This is a genomic window from Vibrio sp. S12_S33 (assembly GCF_963889785.1).
Lineage (GTDB): Bacteria > Pseudomonadota > Gammaproteobacteria > Enterobacterales > Vibrionaceae > Vibrio > Vibrio aestuarianus.
The window spans coordinates 84,106-108,015 of record NZ_CAWPQZ010000001.1 but is presented as its reverse complement, the minus strand read 5'-3'; the positions used below and the strand labels follow the sequence as shown (position 1 = coordinate 108,015).

At 42.8% G+C, this 23,910-nt stretch carries 21 protein-coding genes and 1 pseudogene; 9 read left to right on the top strand and 13 right to left on the bottom strand.

The window, feature by feature from the left end; genetic code table 11:
- Positions 1-3 precede the first annotated feature (3 nt).
- From holB to ptsG, 3 genes are all read left to right on the top strand, one after another.
- Entirely contained in the window at positions 4-972 is a 969-nt protein-coding gene (holB, locus tag AACW06_RS00420) for a DNA polymerase III subunit delta' (protein WP_192073543.1), read from the top strand.
- Positions 963-1,727, top strand: a complete 765-nt coding sequence (locus tag AACW06_RS00415) for a TatD family hydrolase (RefSeq protein WP_192073542.1) — start codon at positions 963-965, stop codon at positions 1,725-1,727. Before holB ends, AACW06_RS00415 begins: the two co-directional genes overlap by 10 nt.
- 449 nt (positions 1,728-2,176) lie before the next feature.
- Complete coding sequence (ptsG, locus tag AACW06_RS00410; protein WP_192073541.1) at positions 2,177-3,607, top strand: PTS glucose transporter subunit IIBC; 1,431 nt, start codon at positions 2,177-2,179, stop codon at positions 3,605-3,607.
- A gap of 508 nt (positions 3,608-4,115) precedes the next feature.
- Here ptsG and AACW06_RS00405 read toward each other — a convergent pair.
- Positions 4,116-4,217: a MetS family NSS transporter small subunit gene (locus AACW06_RS00405; protein ID WP_141652904.1), complete on the bottom strand. Its 102-nt coding sequence runs from the start codon at positions 4,215-4,217 to the stop codon at positions 4,116-4,118.
- Positions 4,217-5,677 carry a sodium-dependent transporter gene (locus AACW06_RS00400; RefSeq protein ID WP_192073540.1) on the bottom strand — a complete coding sequence of 487 codons (1,461 nt, stop codon included), beginning with the start codon at positions 5,675-5,677 and terminating at the stop codon, positions 4,217-4,219. The genes AACW06_RS00405 and AACW06_RS00400 overlap by 1 nt, the downstream gene beginning before the upstream one ends.
- Positions 5,678-6,505: 828 nt before the next feature.
- Between AACW06_RS00400 and cydH the strand changes: the two genes are divergently transcribed.
- A complete protein-coding gene (cydH, locus tag AACW06_RS00395) occupies positions 6,506-6,595 on the top strand; it encodes a cytochrome bd-I oxidase subunit CydH (protein ID WP_172532636.1) in 90 nt (29 codons plus the stop codon).
- Between the two features lie 18 nt (positions 6,596-6,613).
- Complete coding sequence (locus tag AACW06_RS00390; protein ID WP_192073539.1) at positions 6,614-7,780, top strand: patatin-like phospholipase family protein; 1,167 nt, start codon at positions 6,614-6,616, stop codon at positions 7,778-7,780.
- A 95-nt stretch (positions 7,781-7,875) separates the two neighbouring features.
- Here the strand turns inward: AACW06_RS00390 and pyk are convergent, their stop codons facing one another.
- Entirely contained in the window at positions 7,876-9,324 is a 1,449-nt protein-coding gene (gene pyk, locus AACW06_RS00385; protein WP_192073538.1) for a pyruvate kinase, read from the bottom strand.
- A gap of 282 nt (positions 9,325-9,606) precedes the next feature.
- On the opposite strand from pyk, the gene mlc reads away from it, so the two are divergent.
- Both mlc and AACW06_RS00375 read left to right on the top strand, forming a co-directional pair.
- The gene (mlc, locus tag AACW06_RS00380; RefSeq protein WP_192073537.1) at positions 9,607-10,824 is read left to right on the top strand and encodes a sugar metabolism global transcriptional regulator Mlc; all 1,218 of its coding nucleotides are present in this window, start codon (positions 9,607-9,609) and stop codon (positions 10,822-10,824) included.
- A 91-nt stretch (positions 10,825-10,915) separates the two neighbouring features.
- A complete protein-coding gene (locus tag AACW06_RS00375) occupies positions 10,916-11,860 on the top strand; it encodes a chemotaxis protein CheV (RefSeq protein WP_192073536.1) in 945 nt (314 codons plus the stop codon).
- A 72-nt stretch (positions 11,861-11,932) separates the two neighbouring features.
- Here AACW06_RS00375 and AACW06_RS00370 read toward each other — a convergent pair whose 3' ends face one another.
- Positions 11,933-12,676 (bottom strand): YciK family oxidoreductase, encoded by a 744-nt coding sequence (locus AACW06_RS00370; RefSeq protein WP_192073535.1) that lies wholly within the window; start codon positions 12,674-12,676, stop codon positions 11,933-11,935.
- 90 nt (positions 12,677-12,766) lie between these two features.
- Between AACW06_RS00370 and sohB the strand changes: the two genes are divergently transcribed.
- A complete protein-coding gene (gene sohB, locus AACW06_RS00365) occupies positions 12,767-13,828 on the top strand; it encodes a protease SohB (protein WP_192073641.1) in 1,062 nt (353 codons plus the stop codon).
- Positions 13,829-13,911: 83 nt separating this feature from the next.
- On the opposite strand, the gene rrtA is transcribed toward sohB, so the two are convergent.
- Complete coding sequence (rrtA, locus tag AACW06_RS00360; RefSeq protein ID WP_337923070.1) at positions 13,912-14,505, bottom strand: rhombosortase; 594 nt, start codon at positions 14,503-14,505, stop codon at positions 13,912-13,914.
- 3 nt (positions 14,506-14,508) lie between these two features.
- On the opposite strand from rrtA, the gene AACW06_RS00355 reads away from it, so the two are divergent.
- Positions 14,509-15,117: a tRNA-uridine aminocarboxypropyltransferase gene (locus AACW06_RS00355; RefSeq protein ID WP_192073533.1), complete on the top strand. Its 609-nt coding sequence runs from the start codon at positions 14,509-14,511 to the stop codon at positions 15,115-15,117.
- Between the two features lie 15 nt (positions 15,118-15,132).
- Here AACW06_RS00355 and AACW06_RS00350 read toward each other — a convergent pair whose 3' ends face one another.
- From AACW06_RS00350 to AACW06_RS00315, 8 genes and pseudogenes are all read right to left on the bottom strand, one after another.
- Positions 15,133-16,461: an anti-phage deoxyguanosine triphosphatase gene (locus AACW06_RS00350; RefSeq protein ID WP_192073532.1), complete on the bottom strand. Its 1,329-nt coding sequence runs from the start codon at positions 16,459-16,461 to the stop codon at positions 15,133-15,135.
- A 58-nt stretch (positions 16,462-16,519) separates the two neighbouring features.
- A pseudogene (gene yfbR, locus AACW06_RS00345) lies at positions 16,520-16,873 on the bottom strand (5'-deoxynucleotidase); the annotation flags it as partial.
- 383 nt (positions 16,874-17,256) lie between these two features.
- Positions 17,257-18,996, bottom strand: coding sequence for a methyl-accepting chemotaxis protein (locus tag AACW06_RS00340; protein ID WP_192073531.1), 1,740 nt, complete (start codon positions 18,994-18,996; stop codon positions 17,257-17,259).
- Between the two features lies 1 nt (position 18,997).
- On the bottom strand, positions 18,998-19,405 hold the full coding sequence (locus AACW06_RS00335) for a hypothetical protein (RefSeq protein ID WP_238336602.1): 408 nt from the start codon (positions 19,403-19,405) through the stop codon (positions 18,998-19,000).
- Positions 19,402-20,031, bottom strand: coding sequence for a bifunctional 4-hydroxy-2-oxoglutarate aldolase/2-dehydro-3-deoxy-phosphogluconate aldolase (locus tag AACW06_RS00330; protein ID WP_192073530.1), 630 nt, complete (start codon positions 20,029-20,031; stop codon positions 19,402-19,404). Before AACW06_RS00330 ends, AACW06_RS00335 begins: the two co-directional genes overlap by 4 nt.
- A 9-nt stretch (positions 20,032-20,040) precedes the next feature.
- Positions 20,041-21,018: a sugar kinase gene (locus AACW06_RS00325; protein ID WP_192073529.1), complete on the bottom strand. Its 978-nt coding sequence runs from the start codon at positions 21,016-21,018 to the stop codon at positions 20,041-20,043.
- 3 nt (positions 21,019-21,021) lie between these two features.
- Positions 21,022-22,434 (bottom strand): glucuronate isomerase, encoded by a 1,413-nt coding sequence (gene uxaC / locus AACW06_RS00320; protein WP_192073528.1) that lies wholly within the window; start codon positions 22,432-22,434, stop codon positions 21,022-21,024.
- Between the two features lie 12 nt (positions 22,435-22,446).
- Entirely contained in the window at positions 22,447-23,910 is a 1,464-nt protein-coding gene (locus tag AACW06_RS00315) for a fructuronate reductase (protein ID WP_192073527.1), read from the bottom strand.

Genomic DNA, 23,910 nt, shown 5'->3' with positions numbered 1-23,910 from the left:
CATATGAACTCTCTATATCCTTGGCTGACAAGCTACTGGCAGCAGTGGCAACACAACCTTGCCAATCAGCGCTTCCCTGCGACGACGTTACTCGTTTCTCCTAAAGGACTAGGTGCTGAACAATTAGTTGATCGTCTTAGTGGTGCGTTGATGTGTTCACATCAGCCCACAGAAGCTTGTGGTTTTTGCCACAGTTGCGATCTGATGAAATCTGGCAGTCATCCTGATTTTCATCGAATTTTCCCAGAGAAAGAAGGAAAATCGATCACGGTCGACCAAATACGTCAGTGTAATAAATTGGCGCAAGAATCAGCTCAACTGTCTGGTGCTCGGGTTATTATCATTGAACCTGCTGACGCAATGAATGAATCAGCAGCGAATGCACTCTTAAAGACGTTGGAATCTCCAGGCAAAAACTGTTTTTTCATATTGGTCGCTTCACGCATTAACCACTTGCTACCGACCATTACTAGCCGTTGTCAAAAAACGCTATTGACTTCGCCAAGTTCGCTCGATGTATCGCAGTGGCTGAGTTCGCAAACCTCGCAAGTTATTCCTGCGTATGTGGCGCATCTTAACCAAAATTCGCCGCTTAACACATTAGCCTTTGTCAATTCTGGTGAATTAGATAAATATCAAGCCTTTGAAAAGAGTTTTCTAGATGTTTTCGTGAATTCCAATGCTGATGTATCCGCTTGGGCAAAACAAATCGCTAATGAACCAGCTAAGCATTTAGCTTGGCTTTGGACTATCCTCACTGATACGCAGAAGGTTCAGTTTGGTTTGATACAAGATGATTTTGTACCAATAAGCTTTTCTCTGGCTAAGCAAATCTCTTATCCGGTACTTTTTCGACAAACGAATGCACTAGTACGCTTAATGGAAAGGCTAACAACCTTTAGTAGTCTCAATTGTGAACTGCTAACAATGAATTGGTTATTTGATTTTAATAATGAGGAATTATGTTCGTAGATTCACATTGCCACTTAGATAAGCTTGATTATGAAGAACTCCATACCAGTGTGGCTGATGTAGTTGAGAAAGCATCCCAAGCCAATGTAAAACAGCTTCTTTCCGTTGGTGTCACATTGGATTCTTTCGACAATATGCTTGAGATGATCGAGCCGTTTGACAATGTTCACGCATCCTGTGGGGTTCATCCATTAGATGTTGAAAGTGAATTTGAGCTTGATCGTTTCCATAGGTATGCTAAAAATCCGAAAGTTGTGGCGATCGGTGAGACGGGACTTGATTACCATTACCAACCAGAAACAGCTGACTTACAGAAGTTACGTTTTGCCCAGCATATCGAAACCGCTGTTTCACTGAATAAGCCGCTAATTATTCATACTCGCAATGCTCGCGCTGATACATTAGATATGCTGCGAAATGGTGGAGCGGAAAAGTGTGGTGGGGTGATCCACTGTTTTACTGAAGATCTCGCTTTTGCACAGGCGGCCATGGATTTAGGTTTTTATATTTCTATTTCTGGAATTGTCACTTTCCGGCAGGCTACAGAATTAAAAGAAGTTGTTAGAGCTTTACCTCTTGAACGGCTGCTTATTGAAACTGATTCGCCTTATCTTGCGCCTGTTCCTCATCGAGGAAAGCAGAACCAACCAGCCTATGTTGTCGAAGTTGCTGCCTATATTGCACACCTAAAAGGTGTATCACTGAAAGATATTGGGCAAAAAACCACCCAAAACTATCAAGATCTTTTTTTGTGACGATAAGCAAGATTTGCATGTAAAGAGGAGGGGAATCTCCTTTTTTTTGTGCTTGATGTCATGATTATAGATAAAAACCCCCTTGTTTACTAAAACTGTTGAAGATTTATCCTTTAGAGGTGAAATTGTAATTTTGTTACCAAAAATAACAATGAGGCCAATTTTATTTACGTAATGAAATTAATAGTATTATTAATAAACTTTATATAAAACATTAAGTTGGTGTTGATGTAAAGCTTTTCATTAACGGTAACGCATTGTGATCCGTCTAATATTTTGAAATTAAATTTCATTACTGACTGGAAAGTTAGAGGGGTATCAATATATATTTAGAGGCGAAAAATATAATGCCACATGTGGTTACATTTTCATTGGGTGCTAACGTTTAGGCTACGGGGGTATGCCGTTAGAACCCAAGCAATTCTAATAACTTAATCAGGAGCATAAACATGTTTAAAAACCTTTTTGCAAACCTGCAGAAAGTTGGTAAGGCTTTGATGCTACCAGTATCAGTTTTACCAGTTGCAGGTATTTTGCTGGGTGTAGGTGCAGCAAACTTTAGTTGGCTACCAGAAGTTGTTTCACATTTGATGGAACAAGCAGGTGGTTCAGTCTTTGGTCAAATGGCACTACTATTTGCTGTCGGCGTAGCGCTCGGTTTCACTAATAATGATGGTGTGTCAGGTCTATCTGCTATCGTTGGTTACGGTATCATGGTTGCGACGCTAAAAGTAATGGCGGGCGTAATGGGTGTTGATGGTATCGAGACTGGTGTTCTCGGTGGTATCCTAGCTGGTGGTGTTGCAGCTTGGTCATTCAACCGTTTCTACAAAATTCAGCTACCTGAATACTTAGGCTTCTTCGCAGGTAAACGCGCAGTGCCAATCATTACAGGTTTCCTAGCGATTGGTTTGGGTGTAATCCTATCTGTAATTTGGCCACCAGTGGGTTCTGCTATCGCAGCATTCTCTGATTGGGCTGCAAACCAAAACCCAGTAACGGCATTTGGTATCTACGGTATAGTTGAGCGTTCATTAATTCCATTTGGTCTTCACCATATCTGGAACGTACCTTTCTTCTACGAAGCTGGTAGCTGTGTAAACAACGCTGGTGAACAAGTTAATGGTATCATGACTTGTTTCTTGACTGCTGATGACGCATCTCGTGCTGCGGGTAACGGTTTTGGTCAGCTTGCTGGTGGTTACCTATTCAAAATGTTCGGTCTTCCTGCTGCTGCTATCGCAATTGCACACAGTGCTAAGCCTGAAAACCGTGCTAAAGTAATGGGTATCATGGCATCTGCTGCTTTGACTTCATTCCTAACTGGTATTACTGAACCAATCGAATTCTCTTTCCTATTCATTGCTCCAGTACTTTACGGAATTCACGCAGTACTTTCTGGTCTTGCATATGTATTGACTAACTCACTAGGTGTTGTTCACGGTCACACGTTCTCTAACGGCTTCATTGACTTTGTTGTTCAATCTCCTCGTGCTGAAAACATGCTTCTTCTGGTTGGTCTTGGCATTGCTTACGCTGTTCTATACTACGTAGTATTTACTTTTGTTATCCGTACCATGGACCTTAAAACTCCTGGTCGCGAAGATGAAACAGAAGATTCTTCTACTACTACAGGTACAGAGCTTGCTGGTGAACTTGTTGCCGCATTCGGTGGTAAAGAGAACATTACTAACTTAGATGCTTGTATCACTCGTCTACGTGTTTCTGTTGCAAAAACAGAAGCGGTTAACCAAGAGAAGTTAAAACAACTTGGTGCTGCAGGTGTAGTTGTAGTATCTGGTGGTGTTCAAGCTATCTTCGGTACTAAATCTGACAACCTTAAAACAGAAATGGATGAGTGGATCCGTAACCACGGTTAATCACTCTCTATCCCCTATAAGGTAATAAAGGAGACTTCGGTCTCCTTTTTCTTTTCTTTAGTTATTTCAATTTATTAACGTAATTCTTCAGGCTCGAACTAGGTATTTGGTAATGATGGCAAGCATTGCTAAGTATAACTGTGTGAGTGCATGAGGAAGTTAACGCTTTCCATCGCATAATTCAGCCTTACATCATGTTTGCACCGTGGGAGATTCTTGACTGAGCTTTGCCGAGAGTTGAGCTACTATCCCAAGGCAAGAACAGAGGCGACTTTTGTTTTACTTGTTGTAAGGGTATTGGCTGCAATGACTTATTGAGCGAGCGTAAAAATACCTCTAGGCTGGCTAGTGGTAAGGTAAGGCACGTTTAGATATAGGCCTAGAGTGGCATGCAGGGGATTTTATGGGGTAATCAGTAGCACTTTCCTTGCAGCATGGTGTTTATTTTTTAAATATAAAAATGCCGACATTGACTGTCGGCATTTATATTCTTTAAAGATATTTCGGTTTATGAGTCTTGCTTATTCATAGCCTTTTTAATGCAAATGGCAGCGCCACCCCATGTAATACCCAAACCAATAACCATCATAATAATTGCGCTTGTTGTCATTAGTTGTGCTCCTTACTACTTGTTACGTTGATCGCTACACCGGTAGCAAATAACAGTGCGATCATCACCCAACCTAAGGTTAGGTCATAGCCACCGTAACCTTCTGTGAATAATGTTTGTAGCTTAGTGGCTACGATAATGGCAAGAATAACTGGCGAAACAAAACGTAGGCAGATATCAAACCAAACACCAATATTAAAGTCTGAGATACTATTGACGTATTTACGTACATCTGAAATTTTGAATAGCCAAGTCATCAGCACAATTTCAACCAAACAACTCACCATAATACCTACGTTGTTGGCAAAGTGATCAACAAGGTCAAGTAACAGTAAACCACCATTAGTAGCAAATGCCATTGAAACGACTAATCCAGTACCGATAACAATGTTTGCTGCTTTTTTACGATTCCATTTTAGCTTATCCATTACCGCCGAGGTTACCGCTTCCATAATAGAGATATGAGAGCTTAGGCCAGCGACTACTAAAGCAAAGAAGAATAGTGGCCCTAAAATATAAGGCGCAGGAAGTAGGTTGATTGCCGCAGGTAGAGTCACAAATGCAAGACCGACACCAGCAGAAACGACTTCTGTTAATGGCTTACCTTGTTCTTGAGCCATATAGCCAAGAACAGAGAAAATCATAATACCCGCTAGAATTGAGAAGCCACAGTTGATCAACACGGTCATAAATGCGTTGTTAGTAATATCTGATTTTTCAGGCAGGTAGCTAGAATAGGCAAGCATAATGGCAAAGCCAATACTTAGAGTGAAGAAAATTTGTCCGTATGCAGCCGCCCAAACTTTCACATCCCAAATCTTGCTAAAATCAGGCTCAAACATATAGTTAACGCCGTCTAATGCTCCTGGAAGAAAAATCATACGACCAATCAGCAGTAAGACCATAATGAAAAGTACTGGCATCATGATCTTAGAGGCGCGTTCAATCCCAGCTTTTACACCACCTGTAATAGCGGCATAAGTAATCGCCCAAGCAATGAGCATTGTAATGGCGATCTTCCACTGAATACTACCTAGATTAGTCGGTGAATTGTCACCCAAGCCTAAATAAGTACTAAAGAAAAAGGCATTGGTATCCGTGCCCCAACTTTGAGTAAATGACATGCCGAAATAAGAGATAGCCCAGCCAATAACTGCAACATAGTAAACAGCAATGACGGCAGCAACGCCAACTTGGAACCAACCTAACCATTCAAATTTAGCGTGAATTTTTGCTAACGTTGTTGGTGCAGAACCACGATGTTTTTGACCCATACTGAACTCTAGGATCATGAATGGAATTCCGGCGGTAATCATGGCAAAAAGGTAAGGGATAAAGAATGCACCACCACCATTTTCATAGGCCATATAAGGAAAACGCCAAATATTTCCTAAACCGATTGCTGAACCCACTGCGGCTAAAATGAATCCGGCTCGGGATCCCCATTGTTCTCGCTTCATTATTTACTCCTTTACGACTCCCTGAGGTATGAAGCTTCTCTTTGGCTAGAGCCAGTTTAAGAATGATGAATACAGTAGGTATGCTAAAGCGATCCTAAATATTTGTGCCTTCATCCATGAACTGGCAAAAAGTTAGTTTTATATGTTGTTAGCCTTGAGATTTCTCAGAATATTGTTCTTAATTATACGATGTGTGTTTGCGAAAACTGAAACAATCAGCTGCGCATGGCATTGAGACTACAGACTAAAGTTGGTTAAGGCAATAGATTGTAAATGTTATTTTCTGGTTTTTTGATGGTTTATTAGTTGTTAAATTGTCATTTTTTTAGGGTAATAAGCAGGAAGAAGTTACAACTTGCGGTTGATAAGTCTGTAATTTTTAGTTTTTTTAAATGATAAAACTATTTTTATTGCTAGGGTGTCTGACTGAAAAATAGACACTCACTAGTGGATATCACCGAAAATAGGCTGAGATGCAAAAATTCTCAGTTTAGCTAAGTGATTAAAAAGCGTTTATTGAGGATACGAAGTTGGTATACCCAGTTGTATCTGTGTTGGCTTCACCCCAATCACATAGTTTATCTATGCTCATGGGGATGAACTCACTTACCACCTATCTGTAACTTCAAGTTGTTTGGGTATATGTGTATATTTTGCAGGCAACGAAAATAATTTGATTATGTGTTTTCATTAACATAACTACATTAACCATTACCTTTATGATTGAGTTATTGTGATGATAACTCCATAATTGTATTTAGAAAATCAGCAACACTTGAAGCGTTTTTATCCAGATGTTACTACTTTGTTATATGGCAGGAGGTTTTTATGGAACACGAACTCAAATACGCTTTAGTTATCACTGCAACAATTTTTGTGATTCTCATTGGTTATGGGCTAATCGTTATTACTCATTAATGACGGAGGGTTCTGCTGATGAACAATAGTGGAACTGTCTCTGACAAAGAGAACAATGTCGATGTCGATCAATTTTCGAAGTACATTGGTGGTAAAAATGCATTAGTTGCTCAAGGTGGTGGGCAGAGAGGTATTTTTACTGCTGGTGTGTTAGATGCCTTCCTTTTATCTAATTTTGACCCATTTCATGAATTCTACGGTACCTCTGCAGGTGCACTCAACTTATGCGCTTATCTCTGCCGTCAGCGTGGTTTAGGTAAAGCGTTTATTTTAGACCTCACTACTGACCCCAACTTTTTTAACCTCTTTGGCTATGTACGGCGCAAACAATATTTAAATCTAGACTGGGCTTTGGACAGAATCTCTGAATTTCCGTACCGCTTAGATATTGATATGGGCAGAAAAGTACTTGAGAAGCGACAAGCTTACGCTGCGACAACCTCTGCAAGTACATTACATGATCATTACTTTCCTCTGCTTGGAGAGCAGTGGCGTGATGTATTGACCGCGACCTGCGCTATCCCACGTTTATATCCGAATGAAGTGAAATTAGGTGATAGTGCGTATATTGATGGGGGAGTATCCGCTTCGATACCGGCTCAGGAAGCGTGGAGGAAAGGCTCTCGTTTCCTTGCTGTTATCCGTACTGAGTGCGCTGACTACGACCCCCAAGCCAACACAACGCAACCGAAGCTTTCTTTTAGTGGCGAAGTTCATTGGCTTTCTGAACCCTTGAATAATATTCAAGGGCAGTGGCAACAAAAATTATCGCAATGGAAGCAAGATTGGAATGGTTTCGTACAACAGAAAATTGAGCGAGCCAAAGAACAAAAAAAAGAACAAATCCATTTACAGTTACTTAACGGAGGTCGATGGCTTTTTGGTGCTGATGATATTTATCGGTTAAGCCATTTGATTGGTGATAAATTTGATTCTGGTCTCGCTGACATGCTTATGGTGCATTATCAAACCTATTCGCTCACTCAAGATTTTTTGCATAAACCACCTGATGATGTTTTTGTTCTGCAAATCGTTCCCAGTGAGCCTTTAAAATCGAATTCACTGTTGAGCAACAAAGATGACTTGCTTTATGACTATGCATTAGGAGTAAAAGCAGGCTATGAATTTATCAAGCAATTTGATAAAGCGCAGTCAGTGTATAAAGAGCGTATTAAACAACGTTAATTCGGACGTGTTGGCGTTTCACGATAAGGGTAACCTCGAAATTTCAACACGCCCTGATAACTCCGCTAGCGAGTAAAGTGATATCAGACAGTCATTTACTCAAGAACTGGTAAAATACGCATACAGTTGGTTGAGCCTTCTACATCCATAATGTCACCTTGTGTGATGATCACTAAGTCGCCAAATTTTAATAACTTTCGTTCTTTTAGTGTATTTAAAGCTGCTGCTGCGACGTCAAACCCAGTATCTGCTTTGGTGTTAAAATAGACAGGAGTCACTCCTCGGTATAAAGTACAACGGTTTAATGTTCGTTCGTTGGGCGACATGGCAAATATCGGGAGTACAGAGTTGAGACGGGATGTCATCAGTGCAGTTCGCCCCGACTCGGTGAGTGTAACCATCGCTTTGACCCCTTCCATGTGATTAGCCGCATAAATTGTCGACATTGCGATGGTTTCTTCCGCGGTGAAGAACGATGTATCAATACGATAATTTTGTTGGTTTGCTTCAATCATTTTTTCAGCCCCAACACAGACCTCAGCCATTGAGCGGACGGTTTCTATAGGATATTTCCCTGCCGCAGTTTCGCCTGACAGCATTACAGCATCAGTGCCATCGAGTACCGCATTGGCTACATCCATCACCTCAGCGCGCGTCGGCATCGGATTTTCAACCATCGATTCCATCATTTGTGTTGCCGTAATGACAACCCGATTAAGTTCTTTGGCACGGCGGATGAGTTTTTTTTGAACTCCAACCAATTCTGGGTCGCCAATTTCAACACCTAAGTCTCCACGTGCAACCATGATCACGTCAGATGCCATAATAATGTCATCAATATTTGCATCATTCGCTACCGTTTCCGCTCTTTCTACTTTTGCCACTAATTTCGTTTCTAGTCCAGCATCGCGCGCCAAACGGCGTGCGTATTTCATATCTTCTCCATTGCGAGGAAAGGATATGGCTAGATACTCAACTTTGATTTCTGCGGCCAGTAAGATGTCACGCTTATCCTTTTCTGTTAAAGCATTGGCAGACAAGCCACCACCTTTTTTATTGATCCCTTTATTATTAGATAGAGGGCCTCCTACGGTGACGATGGTATGAATTTTCGTACCATCAACACTTGTGACTTGAAGCTGCACTCGACCATCATCTAACAATAATAAGTCATTACATTGCACGTCTTGAGGAAGCTTTTTATAGTCAATTCCGACCGAATCTTGATCACCTTCACCCGTTGGGAGGTCGGCATCAAGAATAAATTTGTCACCGTCATTTAACAGAATTTTACCTTCTTTAAATGTAGATACTCTAATTTTTGGGCCTTGCAAGTCACCGAGTATGGCAACATGGCGGCCTAATTTTGCAGCAATGGCACGTACTTTTTGAGCGCGTAATATATGGTCTTCAGCACTGCCGTGTGAAAAATTCATACGTACGACATTTGCACCAGCTTTGATGATGGCTTCTAATACTTCACCTTTGTCTGTCGATGGTCCTAATGTAGTGACAATTTTTGTTCTTCTTAATGCAGGGATCATTGTGCTCTCCGTTAATAGCATGGTGATACTGAGATAAGTATATGCAAGATCTCGCAAAATGAAGTGAGTCAATGAGTAATATATTGTGTTAGAGATGATATTTTCTGAAAGAAAATAAGACTGACTTCGCATTTGAATTATGTAAAAAATCAGTGATGGCTTGACTTAATTCGCAAAGATCCATGTATATCCGTGATGCTTGTCACGGCAATATACCAAAGCGCTTCACAATTACTTCGCAAAGTAAAAAAATTAGCATGTTATTGATTTCTGGAGCTCCCAATGTACATGGCTCAACCAGGCCATATTGATCATATCAAACAGGTCAATGCTGGTCGTGTATATAAACTCATCGACCAAAAAGGTCCCATTTCTCGTATTGATTTATCAAAGGAGAGTGAGCTTGCACCTGCAAGTATTACAAAAATTACTCGTGAGTTGATTGAAGCTCATTTGATCCATGAGACAACAGTACAAGAAGCTATTAGTCGTGGTCGTCCTGCAGTAGGTTTACAGACGAACAATGAAGGTTGGCAGTTTTTATCGATGCGTTTAGGTCGAGGCTACTTGACGATTGCGTTGCATGAACTTGGTGGTGATGTGCTGATCGATACCAAGATAGAAATTCATGAACGGGACCAAGACGACGTACTTGCACGGTTACTTTATGAAATAGAAGAGTTTTTTCAAACTTACTCTTCTCAATTAGACCGAGTGACCAGCATCGCAATTACTTTGCCTGGTTTAGTCAATTCTGAACAAGGCATCGTGTTGCAAATGCCACATTACAATGTGGAGTATTTAGCGTTAGGTCCAGAGATTTATAAGGCAACTGGACTGCCCGTTTTCATTGCCAATGATACTCGAGCTTGGGCGCTAGCTGAAAAGCTGTTTGGTCACTCACAAGACAACGACAACTCTGTCCTTATCTCGATTCACCATGGTTTAGGGGCTGGTATTATTCTAGATGGTCGGGTATTGCAAGGGCGGCATGGTAATATTGGTGAATTAGGTCATATCCAAATCGATTCTAACGGCAAACGATGTCACTGTGGAAATATTGGTTGTTTAGAAACAGTGGCAAGTTCGCAAGCTATTCGTGAAGAAGTGTCACAGCGTATTGCCGCAGGTGAAGCGTCGTCTTTAACGGCTCAAAGTGAAATTACGATTGAAGATATTTGCGCCGCCGCGGCGGATGGTGACCCACTTGCCGTTGATGTAATTGAAAAGCTTGGTCGTTATCTTGGTGCGGCTATTGCTATTGTCATTAACTTATTTAACCCTGAAAAAATATTAATTGGTGGGGTCATTAATCAAGCAAAAAGTGTATTATATCCTGCCATTCAAACATGCATTGAAGAGCAAAGTTTACCGGTTTATCACCAAGACCTCGAATTAGTAGAGTCTCGTTTTTATAAACAGGCGACGATGCCAGGGGCGGCGTTAATCAAACAAGCACTTTATGACGGGTTTTTATTGATGAAGGTGGTTGAAGGCTAATTTTTGCGTCTTTAATTGATTTATATTTTTTACAATGAACCCATATAGCTATATTGTTATACGGGTTTACATTTTAATTTTGGGATTTCGTATGTCAGGTGTTTTAAATACGGTTGATCAACGTACTAATCTGGTCGGTGAAAACCGCCTTGAGTTGTTGCTATTTAGCCTAAATAGTCGACAAATCTTTGCGATTAACGTGTTTAAGGTTAAAGAGGTGATAAAAGTCCCTCAACTGACTAAAATGCCGGGATCTCATCACAATATCACTGGGGTGGCTTCACTGCGCGGCGAGCCCGTTCCCATTATTGATTTACGCAGTGCTATTGGCTTTCCACCTTCTCGGTCGGATAACCAAGAGCAGAACCTTATCGTGACCGAATATAACCGTACGGTTCAGGGTTTTTTGGTTGGGCAGGTGCGTAATATCATCAACACCGCTTGGACTGAAATTCAGCCGCCGCCTAAATCAGCAGGACGTTCAAATTATTTAACGGCGATTACTCAAGTTAAGGACAATGAACAGTCATTTATTGTTGAGATCATTGATGTCGAAAAAGTGTTGGCTGAAATTATCTATTACGACGTATCGATTTCAGAAGATGTTCTGGATCGTGAACTTGCTAACCAGATGATTGGCCGAAAAGTTCTGATTGTTGATGATTCTTCAACAGCCCGCAACCAGGTTAAAGGAACGCTTTCTCAGTTAGGTATTGAAATTATTGAGTGTCGAGATGGCCTAGAGGCGTTAACTTTACTGAAATCTTGGTGTGATGAAGGACGTGAGGTGAGCAAAGAGTTATTGATGATGATAACCGATGCTGAAATGCCAGAAATGGATGGTTACAAGCTAACTCATGAAGTCCGCAGTGATAAACGGATGAAAGACCTGTATGTCACACTCAATACCTCGCTTAGCGGTAGCTTTAATGAAGCGATGGTACAGAAAGTGGGTTGTGACCGTTTCATCTCTAAATTCCAACCCGATTTATTGGTACAAGTTGCCCAAGATAGATTACGTGACGTACTTTCTTAGTGATATAAAGTTTTACATAACATAAAAAATGCCCCGCAGTGAGCAGGGCATTGAGCGTGGTGAGCTGAAGCTTTACTTTTTAGGTTGAGCGTCTATACACTGGCCGTTAATTTCTTTACCTTCTGCAGCCATTAAGTACACATACAATTGCATGATATCTTTCGGCATTTTCAGTAAATCAGTATCTTCTGCAGGAAAAGCTTTTGCACGCATACCTGTGCGAGTACCGCCTGGGTTAATCGCGTTGACGCGGATGTGCGTATTACTGAATTCATCTGCTAATACTTGCATCATACCTTCAGTGGCAAATTTCGAGATAGCGTATGTGCCCCAGAATGCACGGCCACTATGCCCCACGGTTGATGAAGTAAAAATAATTCGGGCATCTTCAGATTTATGCAGCAGTGGCAGTACGGCTTGAGTGAGTAAAAACTGAGCTTTGACATTCACTTGCATCACGTCATCGTATGAGTCTTCGCCAATTTGATCAAATGGGCTTATTACACCTAACATGCCAGCATTGTGTAGTATGCCATCTAAACGGCCAAATTGTTCCTCGATCGTATCAACCATATCAAGGTAGTGCTGTTTGGTGGCACCTTTCATATCTAGTGGAACAATGGCTGGTAGTGGGTAACCAGCGGCTTCGATTTCATCGTAAGTCTGCTCCAATTTCTTTACTGTACGGCCCAATAAAATGACGGTCGCGCCATGTGCGGCATAGCTAATGGCGGCTTGTTTGCCAATGCCATCACCAGAACCAGTGATTAAAATGACTTTATCCTTGAGGGCATCTGCAGAAACTGAATAATCCACGTTGTGCTTCCTTATTCTTATGATTTACTTTAAGTCTTTGTGACAAGGTGGGTACAATACACCAATTCGCACATTAAGAGGATTATGACTGTGGAATTTTTGTTGGACTACGGCCTGTTTTTGGCCAAGATTGCGACTGTCGTCGTCGCTCTCGTTGTATTGTTAGTCATTGTGAAATCCGTGGGTGGAAAAAACAGTGCGATAAAAGGTGAATTGGAAGTGGTGAATTTGACTGATCGCCATAAAGATATCGTCGAACAGCTTGAGCACCATTTACATGATGATGCGTTTATAAAGGCGCGAGATAAAGCTGAGAAAAAAAGCGAGAAAGAGAAAATAAAAGCGCGTGATAAAGCCATTAAAAAAGCAGCGAAAGAAGGTGAGTTAGACACAAAACGCGAACCACACCTTTTTGTTTTGGACTTCAACGGCAGCATTGATGCCAAAGAAGTCGCCTCCTTGCGTGAAGAAGTGACCGCTGTACTGGCCGTTGCTCGTGAAGGTGATGAAGTACTGCTGCGCTTGGAAACGGGTGGTGGTATGGTTCATGGCTATGGTTTGGCATCATCGCAATTAGATCGCCTTAAAGTTGCTGGCTTACCGTTGACGATAGCGGTTGACAAAGTGGCGGCTAGTGGCGGCTACATGATGGCGTGTATTGCCGATAAAATTGTGTCAGCACCGTTTGCGATTGTGGGTTCTATTGGTGTGATTGCGCAGCTACCAAACTTCAACAAACTGCTTAAAAAGCATGACATCGAATATGAGCAGTTAACGGCGGGTGAATACAAACGTACCTTGACTATGTTCGGTGAAAATAGTGATAAGGCACGTGAAAAGTTCAAGCAAGAGCTAGAAGAAACGCATGAACTGTTTAAAGACTTTATTCGTGATCATCGCCCAGCGCTTGATCTTGATAAAGTGGCGACAGGTGAGCACTGGTTTGGTACGCAAGCGAAGGCGTTAGGTTTGGTTGATGAAATTAAAACCTCTGATGATTTAGTCGTTGAAGCGTGCAAAGACAAAACGGTATTGGCGATTCATTACGTACAAAAGAAAAAATTGACTGATAAATTGGCCGGTGTGGCTGGTGAAGCCGCTGATAGCGTGTTGATGAAGCTAATCAGCCGTGGTCAACGTCCGATAGTTTAATCTACGCTGTTTTTTTTGGTTGAAATGTGTTGCATTTCAATTGAAAGAGAATGAGCAAAAGAGCCATTAAGCGGGGAAATGCGTTATTTCTCTGCTTTTTTTAACTGTAACCATTCACATAATCCGATTGCAAAGCCTGCCAGCATACCAGCCAGGTGCGCTTCAATGGCCACGCGGGCATTGATCAGTTCACTGGTGCTGACTGAAGCTCCGAACGTCTGTTCCCAGGTGACTTTAACGATAATACCTACCACTAACAGCCAACTGCTTCGGCGTCCTTGTAACGCTTCTTGTAGAGCCAAATAGGCAAACACCCCGTGTAGAGCACCAGACAAACCGACGTAAATCTGCATACTACTAAAAAAAAGGCTAACGCCAACCGTAAAGCTGGTCATAAGAAGGCTAAGTAGCAATCTTTTACTGCTAGGTTGAAACACAAAATGGATGACCCACAGTCCTGCGAGGTTCATGCCAAGATGTGCAAAGTTGGTATGAGTAAAATTTCCTGTTAGGATTCGCCACCATTGACCCGTTTCGATTACAGATAAGTTCCATTCGCTGAATGTAGCAAGGGGCTCAAATTGCAAAACGAAGCAAATCAAACTGATGGTCATTAGCGTTAGATAGCTTTTTTTTATACTACTCATTTTTAGAAAATTCAGGCGGAAGTGGTTCACGTTATGTCTCGTTATTGTTCTCAATGTGGTAAATCGCTTAAGGCGTGTATTTGTGCATCTATTGTACCGCTTGTATCGTCGGTGGAGCTTATCATCCTTCAGCATCCGACAGAAGAACATCGCCCGATGGGAACTGCGCGTATTCTGGATTTATCTTTGGCGAACAGTATGCGTTTGGTAGGAGAAGATTTCAGCCAACATGCGCAGCTCAATGCGCTACTTTCTGAGCCTGATGTCGCTCACTATGTGCTGTATCCCAGTGATATTTCTCGCTGTGCATCTGAGCTGTCGACGTTATCTCCAGCCAAAAAAATTCGTATCATTTTACTCGATGGTACATGGAAGAAAGCATATAAAATGTGGCAACTTTCCGGCAACTTGCACGCGTTGCCAAGTGTACATTTACCTAAAGACCTCATCGGTAATTACCGTATTCGTAAAGCGCCGAGTGAAAACAGTTTATCGACGGTTGAAGCTGGATATCATATTTTATCGCTGCTTGAGTCAACGCGAAATTTTCAACCACTAATGACAGCTTTTGAACAGATGATAGAGTTTCAAATTGCCCAGATGCCCCCGGGCGTATTTGAACGCAACTATCTAAATAAATAGTCTTTTCGCAACACATCAATAGTGGTGATGTGCTGAGAACAATTGTTGATGCATTCTTTGCGCATAGCCATCGGTCATGGCTGAAATGTAATCGCATATCACCCGCATCCCATCGCCAGAGCCATCTTCTGCTTGTTGCCATTTGCCGCGAGTTGTTTCGGGCAGTAGCCGTTCAGGGTCAGCACTGAGCGCCTCGAATAGATCCATGATGATCTGTTGTCCTTTGTATTCCACACGTTGAACTTGTGGAATTTGAATGACGTATTGGCTAACGAAATTCTTCAAAACTTCAAGCGCATTAGCCATATTGGGTTCGAGAAAGGCATTAAAAGCGAGGAGTTCATTGTGAAACGGAGCGTCCACTGGTTTAACATTAATGCTAGTGAGTAAAGCGTTGACCATGCCACCGATCGCATCTTTGCGGCGATAGTGTTTGCCAGCAAATAACATTTCACTGATTGAAGCAATGTGTTCTTCAAACCAAGCATCGCCACATTCAGCTAATTGAGAGGCTGCCGCCTCTTGCCACTGCTGGCGTGTGACCATGCCAAGTACGATAGCATCTTCCAAGTCATGCACCCCATAGGCAATGTCATCCGCTAGCTCCATTATGGAGCAATCCAGTGATTTAAAGCGCGTCTTTTTATGCTGATAAGGCGTTGCTGATAGGTCACGCATTTGGCTTAATAAGTCTTTATCTTGTGTTGATAACGGTTCAAAAACCCAAGTCAAAATCGATTGGTCACAATCATAAATCCCCTTGGCAGGAGACCAATCTTTTGCTTTGAGTTGACGTTGACGTGAGACCGCCTCGGGAAGTTTTTCAGCTCGAGTTTGGCTAAGTAAAGCGGGGTATTTTAGTAGTCCTAACGCCGTTCGCCGAGAAAGATTCATGCCATGGTGTTCGGTGTAGGGTTCAAGGCTTGTCACAATGCGAAAGGTTTGAGCATTACCTTCAAAACCACCATGTTCACGCATCATGTAGTTCAACGCGACTTCGCCTCCGTGCCCATAAGGGGGATGACCAATATCATGCGCCAAGCACAATGAGTCGATTAAGCTATCTGAAGGCAATAGATCACGAAATTCGGGTTGTTTTAGCTTTATCTGAGCAACAATACCAGTACCTAATTGAGCCGCTTCCAGTGAATGTGTTAAACGGGTGCGGTGGAAATCATTAAGGCTGGTACCGTGTACCTGAGTTTTCGCTTGTAAGCGACGAAAGGCCGCTGAATGGAGAATACGTGCGCGATCACGTTGGTATGGGCTGCGGTGATCATCTCGACGAATTTTATGTTCATCATCTTTGCGCTCAAGCCATTTAGGGCTAATGGAAATTTCCATATCATCTCCTGCAACATATTGCTAATTTTCAAACACTTACCTGGTAACTTATCGCTAATTAGCTGATTTCGTCCAGCGTTAATTCAAAACTTGGGGCAAAGGTATTAAGGAAATACTCCATTTCAGGCGTGCGGCGCTCTTTAAGAGTGATATCAAGGCGCTTTTTCGCGAGTGTATACTCGTGGTTTCCAGCGCTCAACTCTTCTAAACATTTGAGATAAGCACAGATAGAGTCAGCTTGTTTTACAATAGCCGCATCTTCAGGATGCGCTGCTTGCGTCACCAGATACGGTGCGAAGTATTCCTTCAGTTCCTCAGGTAGCATAGAAAGTAGTTTTTGCTCAGCAGCTGCTTCAATCTTTTTATACTCTTTGGCTATATCTGGGTTGTAGTATTTGACTGGTGCCGGTAAATTTTCGTGTTTCATGCCCCGTCGGCACACCTTTGGACTAAAATGAGTGTGCAAAATTAAGCAAGCAGCATTGTTGCTATAAGATTAACTTCCGCAAATTTTAGATACGCCCTAATTGAGAAGGATTACTATTAAGAAGTTATTCAATTCGTACTTCAAGGAAAGGGATAAACAGATTTTTTAAAGATAAATGGATTGACGAACATTGCTCAGAGAGCAGCCACAGTGCTGCACCCCGAATGTTCGCTCTTTCGCTGAGTTCAACAAAAAAGCCTATCATAGCTAGTGTAACTACGACAGAGTCAATGGTAATGATACCGTAAGTTTCCTTTGGCGATCACACTATTACACATGCTGAAAACGCTCAAATTGCGAAGTGACATCTAAAACTTAAATCTTGCAATGAGCTCATTTAACTGGTTGGATATTTCACTCAGTTTGATTTCAGTCCCTTTGCTGTCTTGTGCATTCTTATTTAATTTATCAATTAAATGTTGAATTTTATGCATATTTTGGTTGACTTCTCCTGTAACTGTGCTCTGTTCAATCGAAGATGTGGCAACAATAGAGTTCAATTGGTTTATTTCGACAACAAGACTGGTTACTTCATTTAAAGAATCCATCACTTGATGTGTATGTTCAGCTGTTTTTTCACAGCTTGAGCGGGTTGAGTCCATAGCAGAAACAACGTTCATTGTTGTTTCTTCAAGTTTGTTTAACATGTCGCTAATTTTAGATGTACTTTCTTGAGTTCGAGCTGCGAGTGCTCTAACTTCATCCGCCACAACTGCAAAACCACGGCCTTGTTCACCAGCCCTCGCTGCTTCGATAGCAGCATTTAACGCCAATAAATTTGTCTGCTCAGCGATATCTCCAATTATTTTTAGAATACTTCCAATTTCTTTTGTGCCATGGGCCATCTCGCTGATAGATCCAGACATTGACGAAACTTGATTAAGTAGATCCTTAACGCTATCAACTGCACTGGTCACCGTCTCTTTTGAACATTCTGCTTGTTTGTTTGTTTTTTCAGTGGTTTTTGCCGCTTCATTAGTACTTTGAGCCACAGCTACTGCAGAGCAGCTTAACTCTTCAATAGCAGTAATAGCTAATTCTGACTCTTTTGTATGCTTATGTAAGGTAGATAGGTTTTGTGCAGTTTGTTCTGAAAGTGAAGTTACTGAACTATCTATTTTTTGAGATAAATTTGATACGTCTACGAATATCTTCTGAAGTTGTGCAATAAAATTATTTATTGATTGAGATATTTCACCGACCTCGTCTTTAGAATTAACATTAAGGCGTTGAGTTAAATCAGCCTCTCCTTTATTTAAACCAGAAACCAGATTATTCAATTGGATAAAAGGTTTAAATGAAAAATTTAGCACCAGTGCATTAGCTATACACATCACAAATCCAGCTGTTACTAGAGCAACTGTTACCATCCAGTTTAACTCGGAGACGTGACTGGCAATGGCATTGTTGTCTATATAGCCAATTAGGGGCCATAATTGGTCTTCTATTTTTATGTCAAGTTCAATTGGTGTAGTGTTAGAATGCTTTTTATTAGAGAAAATAACATGATCATTTGCTATTAATTCGACGAAGCTGCCATTAAATATATAGCTTTCTATTGTATTATTGAGCCTGGCAAGGTTATAAATATAAAAGTTGGTTGAATTGTCACTTTGTCTAATTGTTACTATAATTGAGGGGTTACCTTCAATTAACTCTACGTGACTTAGGCTAAAGTTGGCTTTGTTTTTATTTGCAAGATCAATGAAGTAAAGTTCTTCTTGTTCTGTAAGATCCATTGTGTCATTGAGAACGAAATCACCGGATACTTTCACTACAGTGTCAAAATCAGAGTTTTCCTTAGCTTTGGTAACCCCCATTACATTATATTCAAGTTTTTTTATGAATGCTATTTTCTCGTTGAGGTTGGTTTCAATAGTGTTTCTAATTAATGCAATTGAGTGTTTAATGTTGTCTGACTCATTTTGTTTAATATAATCACTTATCACATAATTAACACTAATATATGAAATAAATATTGTTAGTGATAAACTTAATACTATCGACAACATAATCTTGTTCTTGAAAGATTTTTTAATGAATTTCATTTCAATAATTACCTTTTAACCCAGATTTTATAGCGACTAGCTTTTCATTTCCGGCGATCATACCCGGAACAAACACCAAACGATCGGCAGACATCTTTTGACCGTTCGGCATTTCAATGTGCGTGACCGCCCAAACAATACAACCTGATGTCAAATTAAATAATACGCGGGTCTGATTAAACAAAGTACCGTCGTTATAGGCAGGGCTAACCGAAAATGCTTCTCCTATCCAACTTTGTTCTAGATCGCTTTTTTTAATATTATTTAGATTACACACCAATATCTCAGGCTCAATGTCTTTTACTATTTTCATGACAATACGACAGCCAGAGTGAAGTTGTTCTAAGTATATTTGGTGAGGGATCTGTTCATCATTCCAATTCAATATCGTGCTGTTTTCTACTTTCATTGGTTCACCAAATCAACGGCTTCACGAGTTAGGCGTGCAAGCTCTTCCCAATTACCTTCTTCAATCAGTTTCTTGTCTACCATCCAGGTTCCGCCGCAGGCCAATACGCGTGGAATCGCTAAGTAATCTTTGATGTTGGCAGGGTTAATGCCACCCGTCGGCATCAGTTCGATGTCGGTGTAGGGCGCAAGCAGTGATTTCACCATGTTGATGCCGCCAGAGGCTTCCGCAGGGAAGAACTTCAAGGTGGTTAATCCCATTTCCAGCGCGGCTTCAACCGTGCTTGGGTTGTTCACGCCTGGTACGATATCAATGCCGATTTCTTGGCACGCTTTAACGGTATTTGGGTTAAAGCCAGGCGATACGATGAACGTTGCGCCCGCTTCTTTTGCTGCGATCGCTTGCTCGCGGTTCAGTACCGTACCTGCGCCAATCAGCATGTCTGGCTGGGTTTCTCGCAGAAGACGAATGGCTTCTACCGCGGCTTCTGAGCGGAAAGTGATTTCAGCGGCTGGTAGTCCATTTTCTGCCAATACTTTACCCAATGGGATAATGTCTTCTGCTTTATCGATAGCGATAACAGGAATAACTTTCAGAGTTTTTAATTGTTCTTTAATGCTAGACATGAGTGTTCCTTAAACGACGCCAAGCGCCGGTTGTGTGAATGCTTTGGGAATGATGGCACCGCGATGTTGAATCACAGCACCTGCCAGTGCGTTGCCTCTTTGACATGAGGTCGCGAGATCGGCGCCAGCAAGGTATGCCGATAAAAAGCCACCATTGAATGAGTCGCCCGCCGATGTGGTGTCCACCACTTGAGCGACAGGTTGGGTTGGCACGGCTTGTGGAGCCAGAGCCGCGCCCGAACCCTGATTTGTTGAGTCTTGAACCAAACAGCCATCCGCGCCGAGCTTGACGATGCATTTGCCCACGCCAAGAGAGGTAAGGCGTTCAATGGTTTGCTCTGGTGTTTCGTCACCCCAGATCAATTGCTCGTCATCGAAAGTCACCAATGCAATGTCAGTCAGTTGGTACATAGCTTGGTAAACGTTTTTGACGGTTTGATTATCATCGTTAGGCCACAATGCAGGGCGGAAGTTACTATCAAAAGCAATCTCAACACCTTGAGCCCTAAGCTCGACCAACAAATTAAGCAGCGAAATTCGGTCTTCTTCCGGCAAGATAGCTAAAGAGATACCGCTGAGAAATACCTCATCAACCTGAGTTAACGCTTGTTTAACCATTCCAAAATTTGGATGTTGAATTAGGTAACGTGCTGCTGATTGGTTACGCCAATATAGAAACGTACGCTCGCCTTGGTCATCAAGCTGAATCAAATACAAACCCGGTGTGCGAATCTCATCGCGCAGCACTAAGTCTGTCGAAATGCCTTCTTCTTGCCAGCGAGTCAGCATGCCCGTACTGATTGGGTCATTGCCAAGCGCCGTAACGTAAGAGACCTTAACTTCATCAGGTTTGCTATTGGCTTCGCAGCCGCGGCTCAAATAAACCGCAGCGTTGAGCGTATCCCCACCAAATGTTTGATGCATTGAGCCGAACGGTTTGCCATTCAGCTCAATCATACATTCACCAATAATGGCGATGTGCTTCATTGGTTACGCCCTCTCTTCAAAGTAGCGTTTTGCGTTACCAAAACAGATGTCTTCGACCATAGGACCAAGCAACGATAGGTCATTTGGAACTTCGCCGTTCTCTGCCCAACGACCGACCATGTCACACAAGATGCGGCGGAAGTATTCGTGACGAGTGTAAGACAAGAAGCTGCGCGAGTCGGTTAACATGCCGACGAATTGGCTGAGCAAACCAAGTTGAGAAAGCTGTTCCATTTGGCGTTGCATGCCGTCTTTCTGGTCGTTGAACCACCAACCAGAGCCAAACTGCACTTTGCCAGCGATGCCGCCACCTTGGAAGTTACCAATCATGGTTGCCATCATTTCGTTATCACGAGGGTTCAAACAGTAAAGAATGGTGCGAGGGAGCTCGTTGGTTTGGTCCATTTCATCCAACAGATGTGCCAGTTCAAAGGCAAATGAGCGATCGCCAATCGAGTCAAAGCCAGCATCGGCACCTAACAGTTGGAACATGCGTGTGCTGTTGTTGCGCTGCGCGCCAATATGAAGCTGCATGACCCAACCCAATTGCGCGTAGCGTTTGCCGAGCCAAACTTGAACTGCGGTAGAGAACTGCGCACATTCAAGCTCTGACAATACTTCGCCATTCAAACGACGGGTCAGCAACGCATCTAAATCAGCCTCGCTTGGGATCGGCGCGTAATAGACGATCTCAATGCCGTGGTCTGCCGCACGACATCCATGTGCATCGAAGTGGGCCAAGCGTTTATCAAGCGCACTCAATAAATCATCAAAGCGGCGGATCTCAATGTCTGCTACTTCGCCCAGTTTGTGCATGTAATCTGCAAACACGTCCAATTCAATCTTGAACGCTTTATCTGGACGCCAGCTCGGCAGCACTTTGACGTTAAAGGTGTCGTCTTCTGCGATCGCTTTGTGGTGTTCTAGTGAATCGATAGGATCATCAGTTGTGCCCGCCATTACGACGTTCATTTGCTGCATGATGCCGCGAGCTGTAAATTCAGGTGTCGCCAGTCGCTCATTACATTGATGCCAAATTTGGTCAGCTGTATCTGGGCTAAACAGTGTATTGGTAATGCCGAATGGGCGACGCAGTTCTAGGTGTGTCCAGTGGTAAAGCGGGTTGCCCAAGGTTTGAGGAACCGTCTTCGCCCACGCCATGTATTTGTCGTAATCGCTCGCGTCACCAGTAATCAAACGCTCTTCAATGCCTGCCGAGCGCATACCACGCCATTTGTAGTGATCGCCTTCAAGCCAGATTTGGCCCAAGTTATCAAACTGACGATTTTGCGCCACTTCCGCTGGATTTAGGTGGCAGTGGTAATCATAAATGGGCTGGTGGAACGCATGCTCATGGTACAAGCGACGCGCAGTTTCGTTTGAGAGTAAAAAGTCTTCACACAAGAAATTCTTCATCGTTAACTCCTATTACAGCGCAGCGACGGTGGCACGAGCACCGTTATCGATTAGCGATTGGTAAGCACTGCTCACCGCATCAATCACTTGTGGGTTTTGACCAAGCTCTGCAGGGAATATTGCTTCAACCGCGAGCAAGGCAGGCACAACAGAAACGTTCAAGCCGTGTTGGTCGCAGATGTGACGTAGTGTCTCTGCCATTGGATCGCGGACATCAATGTCGTTGCCTTGCTCATCCACGCCGGATACGTAGCGCATCCAGCCTGCAATCGCCGTTGCCAACCATGAGAAGTTGGAACCTTGAGCAAGATGGAATCGTAAGCTGCCGCCCATGCGTTGTGGGATCTTCTGGCTGCCATCCATCGCGATTTGCCATGTTTTATGTTTCAAACTTGGGTTAGTGAAGCGCTCGATAAGCAGTTTAGCGTAGCCTTCTAAATCGGTACCTTCTGGCATGGTCAGCGAAGGGGCTTGCGCTTGCATCATCATATCGAATGCCGCTTTGCGGTAGCCTTCATCTGTCATGGTGTCAGAGATGTGCGCGTAACCACCAAGGTAGCCTAGGTAGGCTAGGAATGAGTGGCTACCATTTAGCATGCGCAGTTTCATTTCTTCGTAAGGTACAACGTCGGCAACAAATTCTGCGCCAGCCACGTTCCAATCAGGACGACCTGCCACGAAGTTATCCTCGATAACCCATTGACGGAAAGGTTCACAAGCGATGCCACATGGATCTTCACAGCCAAGCAGATCTGCGATTTCGGTCAGCGTCTCTTCTGTGGCTGCTGGCACAATGCGGTCAACCATGGTGCAAGGGAAGGTTACGTTGGTTTCAATCCAGTCGCGCAATTCTGGGTCGAGCAGCTGAGCGAATTCCATTACCGCAGCTTTTGCTACGTGACCGTTCTCTTGCACGTTATCGCAAGACATCACGGTAAATGGCGTGAGACCGCGTTCACGACGCAATTTCAGTGCTTGCACGATGTAACCCAAGGCTGATTTTGGCTCAGTTGGGTTGGCAAGGTCAGCAATGACTAGCGGGTTGTTTTTATCAAGCGTGCCCGTTGCAGGGTCAGCGCAGTAGCCTTTCTCGGTAATCGTCATTGAAACGATCGCCACTTGTGGCTCTGCCATTTTTTCTATGACGCTATTAATGCCATCAAATGTTGGGTGGAGAGATTCCGTTACAGAACTAATGATTTTTACATCTGTCGCTTCTGCGCCTTTTTCTATAACGGTATAAAGGTGATCTTGTGCACGTAATGATTGAATTAAGTCTTCGCCGCCAAATAGGTTGACCTCGCAAATACCCCAATCAGAGTTCGTTTTTTCGAGCATTTCATTCGTGAATAACGCTTGGTGAGCTCGGTGAAATGCCCCAAATCCTAAATGAACGATTCGTGATTTTAACTTCGAGCGATCGTAAGTGGATTGGCTAACAGATTCGTTAAGTTGGCAGTTACTAATATTCTTCAT

What these genes read in the sequence shown, in the direction of transcription:
- AACW06_RS00405 (WP_141652904.1), bottom strand. Translation starts at nt 4,217, where the DNA reads ATGACAACAAGCGCAATTATTATGATGGTTATTGGTTTGGGTATTACA.
- mlc (WP_192073537.1), top strand. Translation starts at nt 9,607, where the DNA reads ATGTACATGGCTCAACCAGGCCATATTGATCATATCAAACAGGTCAAT.
- AACW06_RS00330 (WP_192073530.1), bottom strand. Translation starts at nt 20,031, where the DNA reads ATGTCTAGCATTAAAGAACAATTAAAAACTCTGAAAGTTATTCCTGTT.
- AACW06_RS00415 (WP_192073542.1), top strand. Translation starts at nt 963, where the DNA reads ATGTTCGTAGATTCACATTGCCACTTAGATAAGCTTGATTATGAAGAA.
- uxaC (WP_192073528.1), bottom strand. Translation starts at nt 22,434, where the DNA reads ATGAAGAATTTCTTGTGTGAAGACTTTTTACTCTCAAACGAAACTGCG.
- AACW06_RS00340 (WP_192073531.1), bottom strand. Translation starts at nt 18,996, where the DNA reads ATGAAATTCATTAAAAAATCTTTCAAGAACAAGATTATGTTGTCGATA.
- cydH (WP_172532636.1), top strand. Translation starts at nt 6,506, where the DNA reads ATGGAACACGAACTCAAATACGCTTTAGTTATCACTGCAACAATTTTT.
- ptsG (WP_192073541.1), top strand. Translation starts at nt 2,177, where the DNA reads ATGTTTAAAAACCTTTTTGCAAACCTGCAGAAAGTTGGTAAGGCTTTG.
- AACW06_RS00315 (WP_192073527.1), bottom strand. Translation starts at nt 23,910, where the DNA reads ATGAAGAATATTAGTAACTGCCAACTTAACGAATCTGTTAGCCAATCC.
- AACW06_RS00350 (WP_192073532.1), bottom strand. Translation starts at nt 16,461, where the DNA reads ATGGAAATTTCCATTAGCCCTAAATGGCTTGAGCGCAAAGATGATGAA.
- AACW06_RS00375 (WP_192073536.1), top strand. Translation starts at nt 10,916, where the DNA reads ATGTCAGGTGTTTTAAATACGGTTGATCAACGTACTAATCTGGTCGGT.
- AACW06_RS00390 (WP_192073539.1), top strand. Translation starts at nt 6,614, where the DNA reads ATGAACAATAGTGGAACTGTCTCTGACAAAGAGAACAATGTCGATGTC.
- AACW06_RS00400 (WP_192073540.1), bottom strand. Translation starts at nt 5,677, where the DNA reads ATGAAGCGAGAACAATGGGGATCCCGAGCCGGATTCATTTTAGCCGCA.
- pyk (WP_192073538.1), bottom strand. Translation starts at nt 9,324, where the DNA reads ATGATCCCTGCATTAAGAAGAACAAAAATTGTCACTACATTAGGACCA.
- AACW06_RS00355 (WP_192073533.1), top strand. Translation starts at nt 14,509, where the DNA reads ATGTCTCGTTATTGTTCTCAATGTGGTAAATCGCTTAAGGCGTGTATT.
- AACW06_RS00325 (WP_192073529.1), bottom strand. Translation starts at nt 21,018, where the DNA reads ATGAAGCACATCGCCATTATTGGTGAATGTATGATTGAGCTGAATGGC.
- holB (WP_192073543.1), top strand. Translation starts at nt 4, where the DNA reads ATGAACTCTCTATATCCTTGGCTGACAAGCTACTGGCAGCAGTGGCAA.
- AACW06_RS00335 (WP_238336602.1), bottom strand. Translation starts at nt 19,405, where the DNA reads ATGAAAGTAGAAAACAGCACGATATTGAATTGGAATGATGAACAGATC.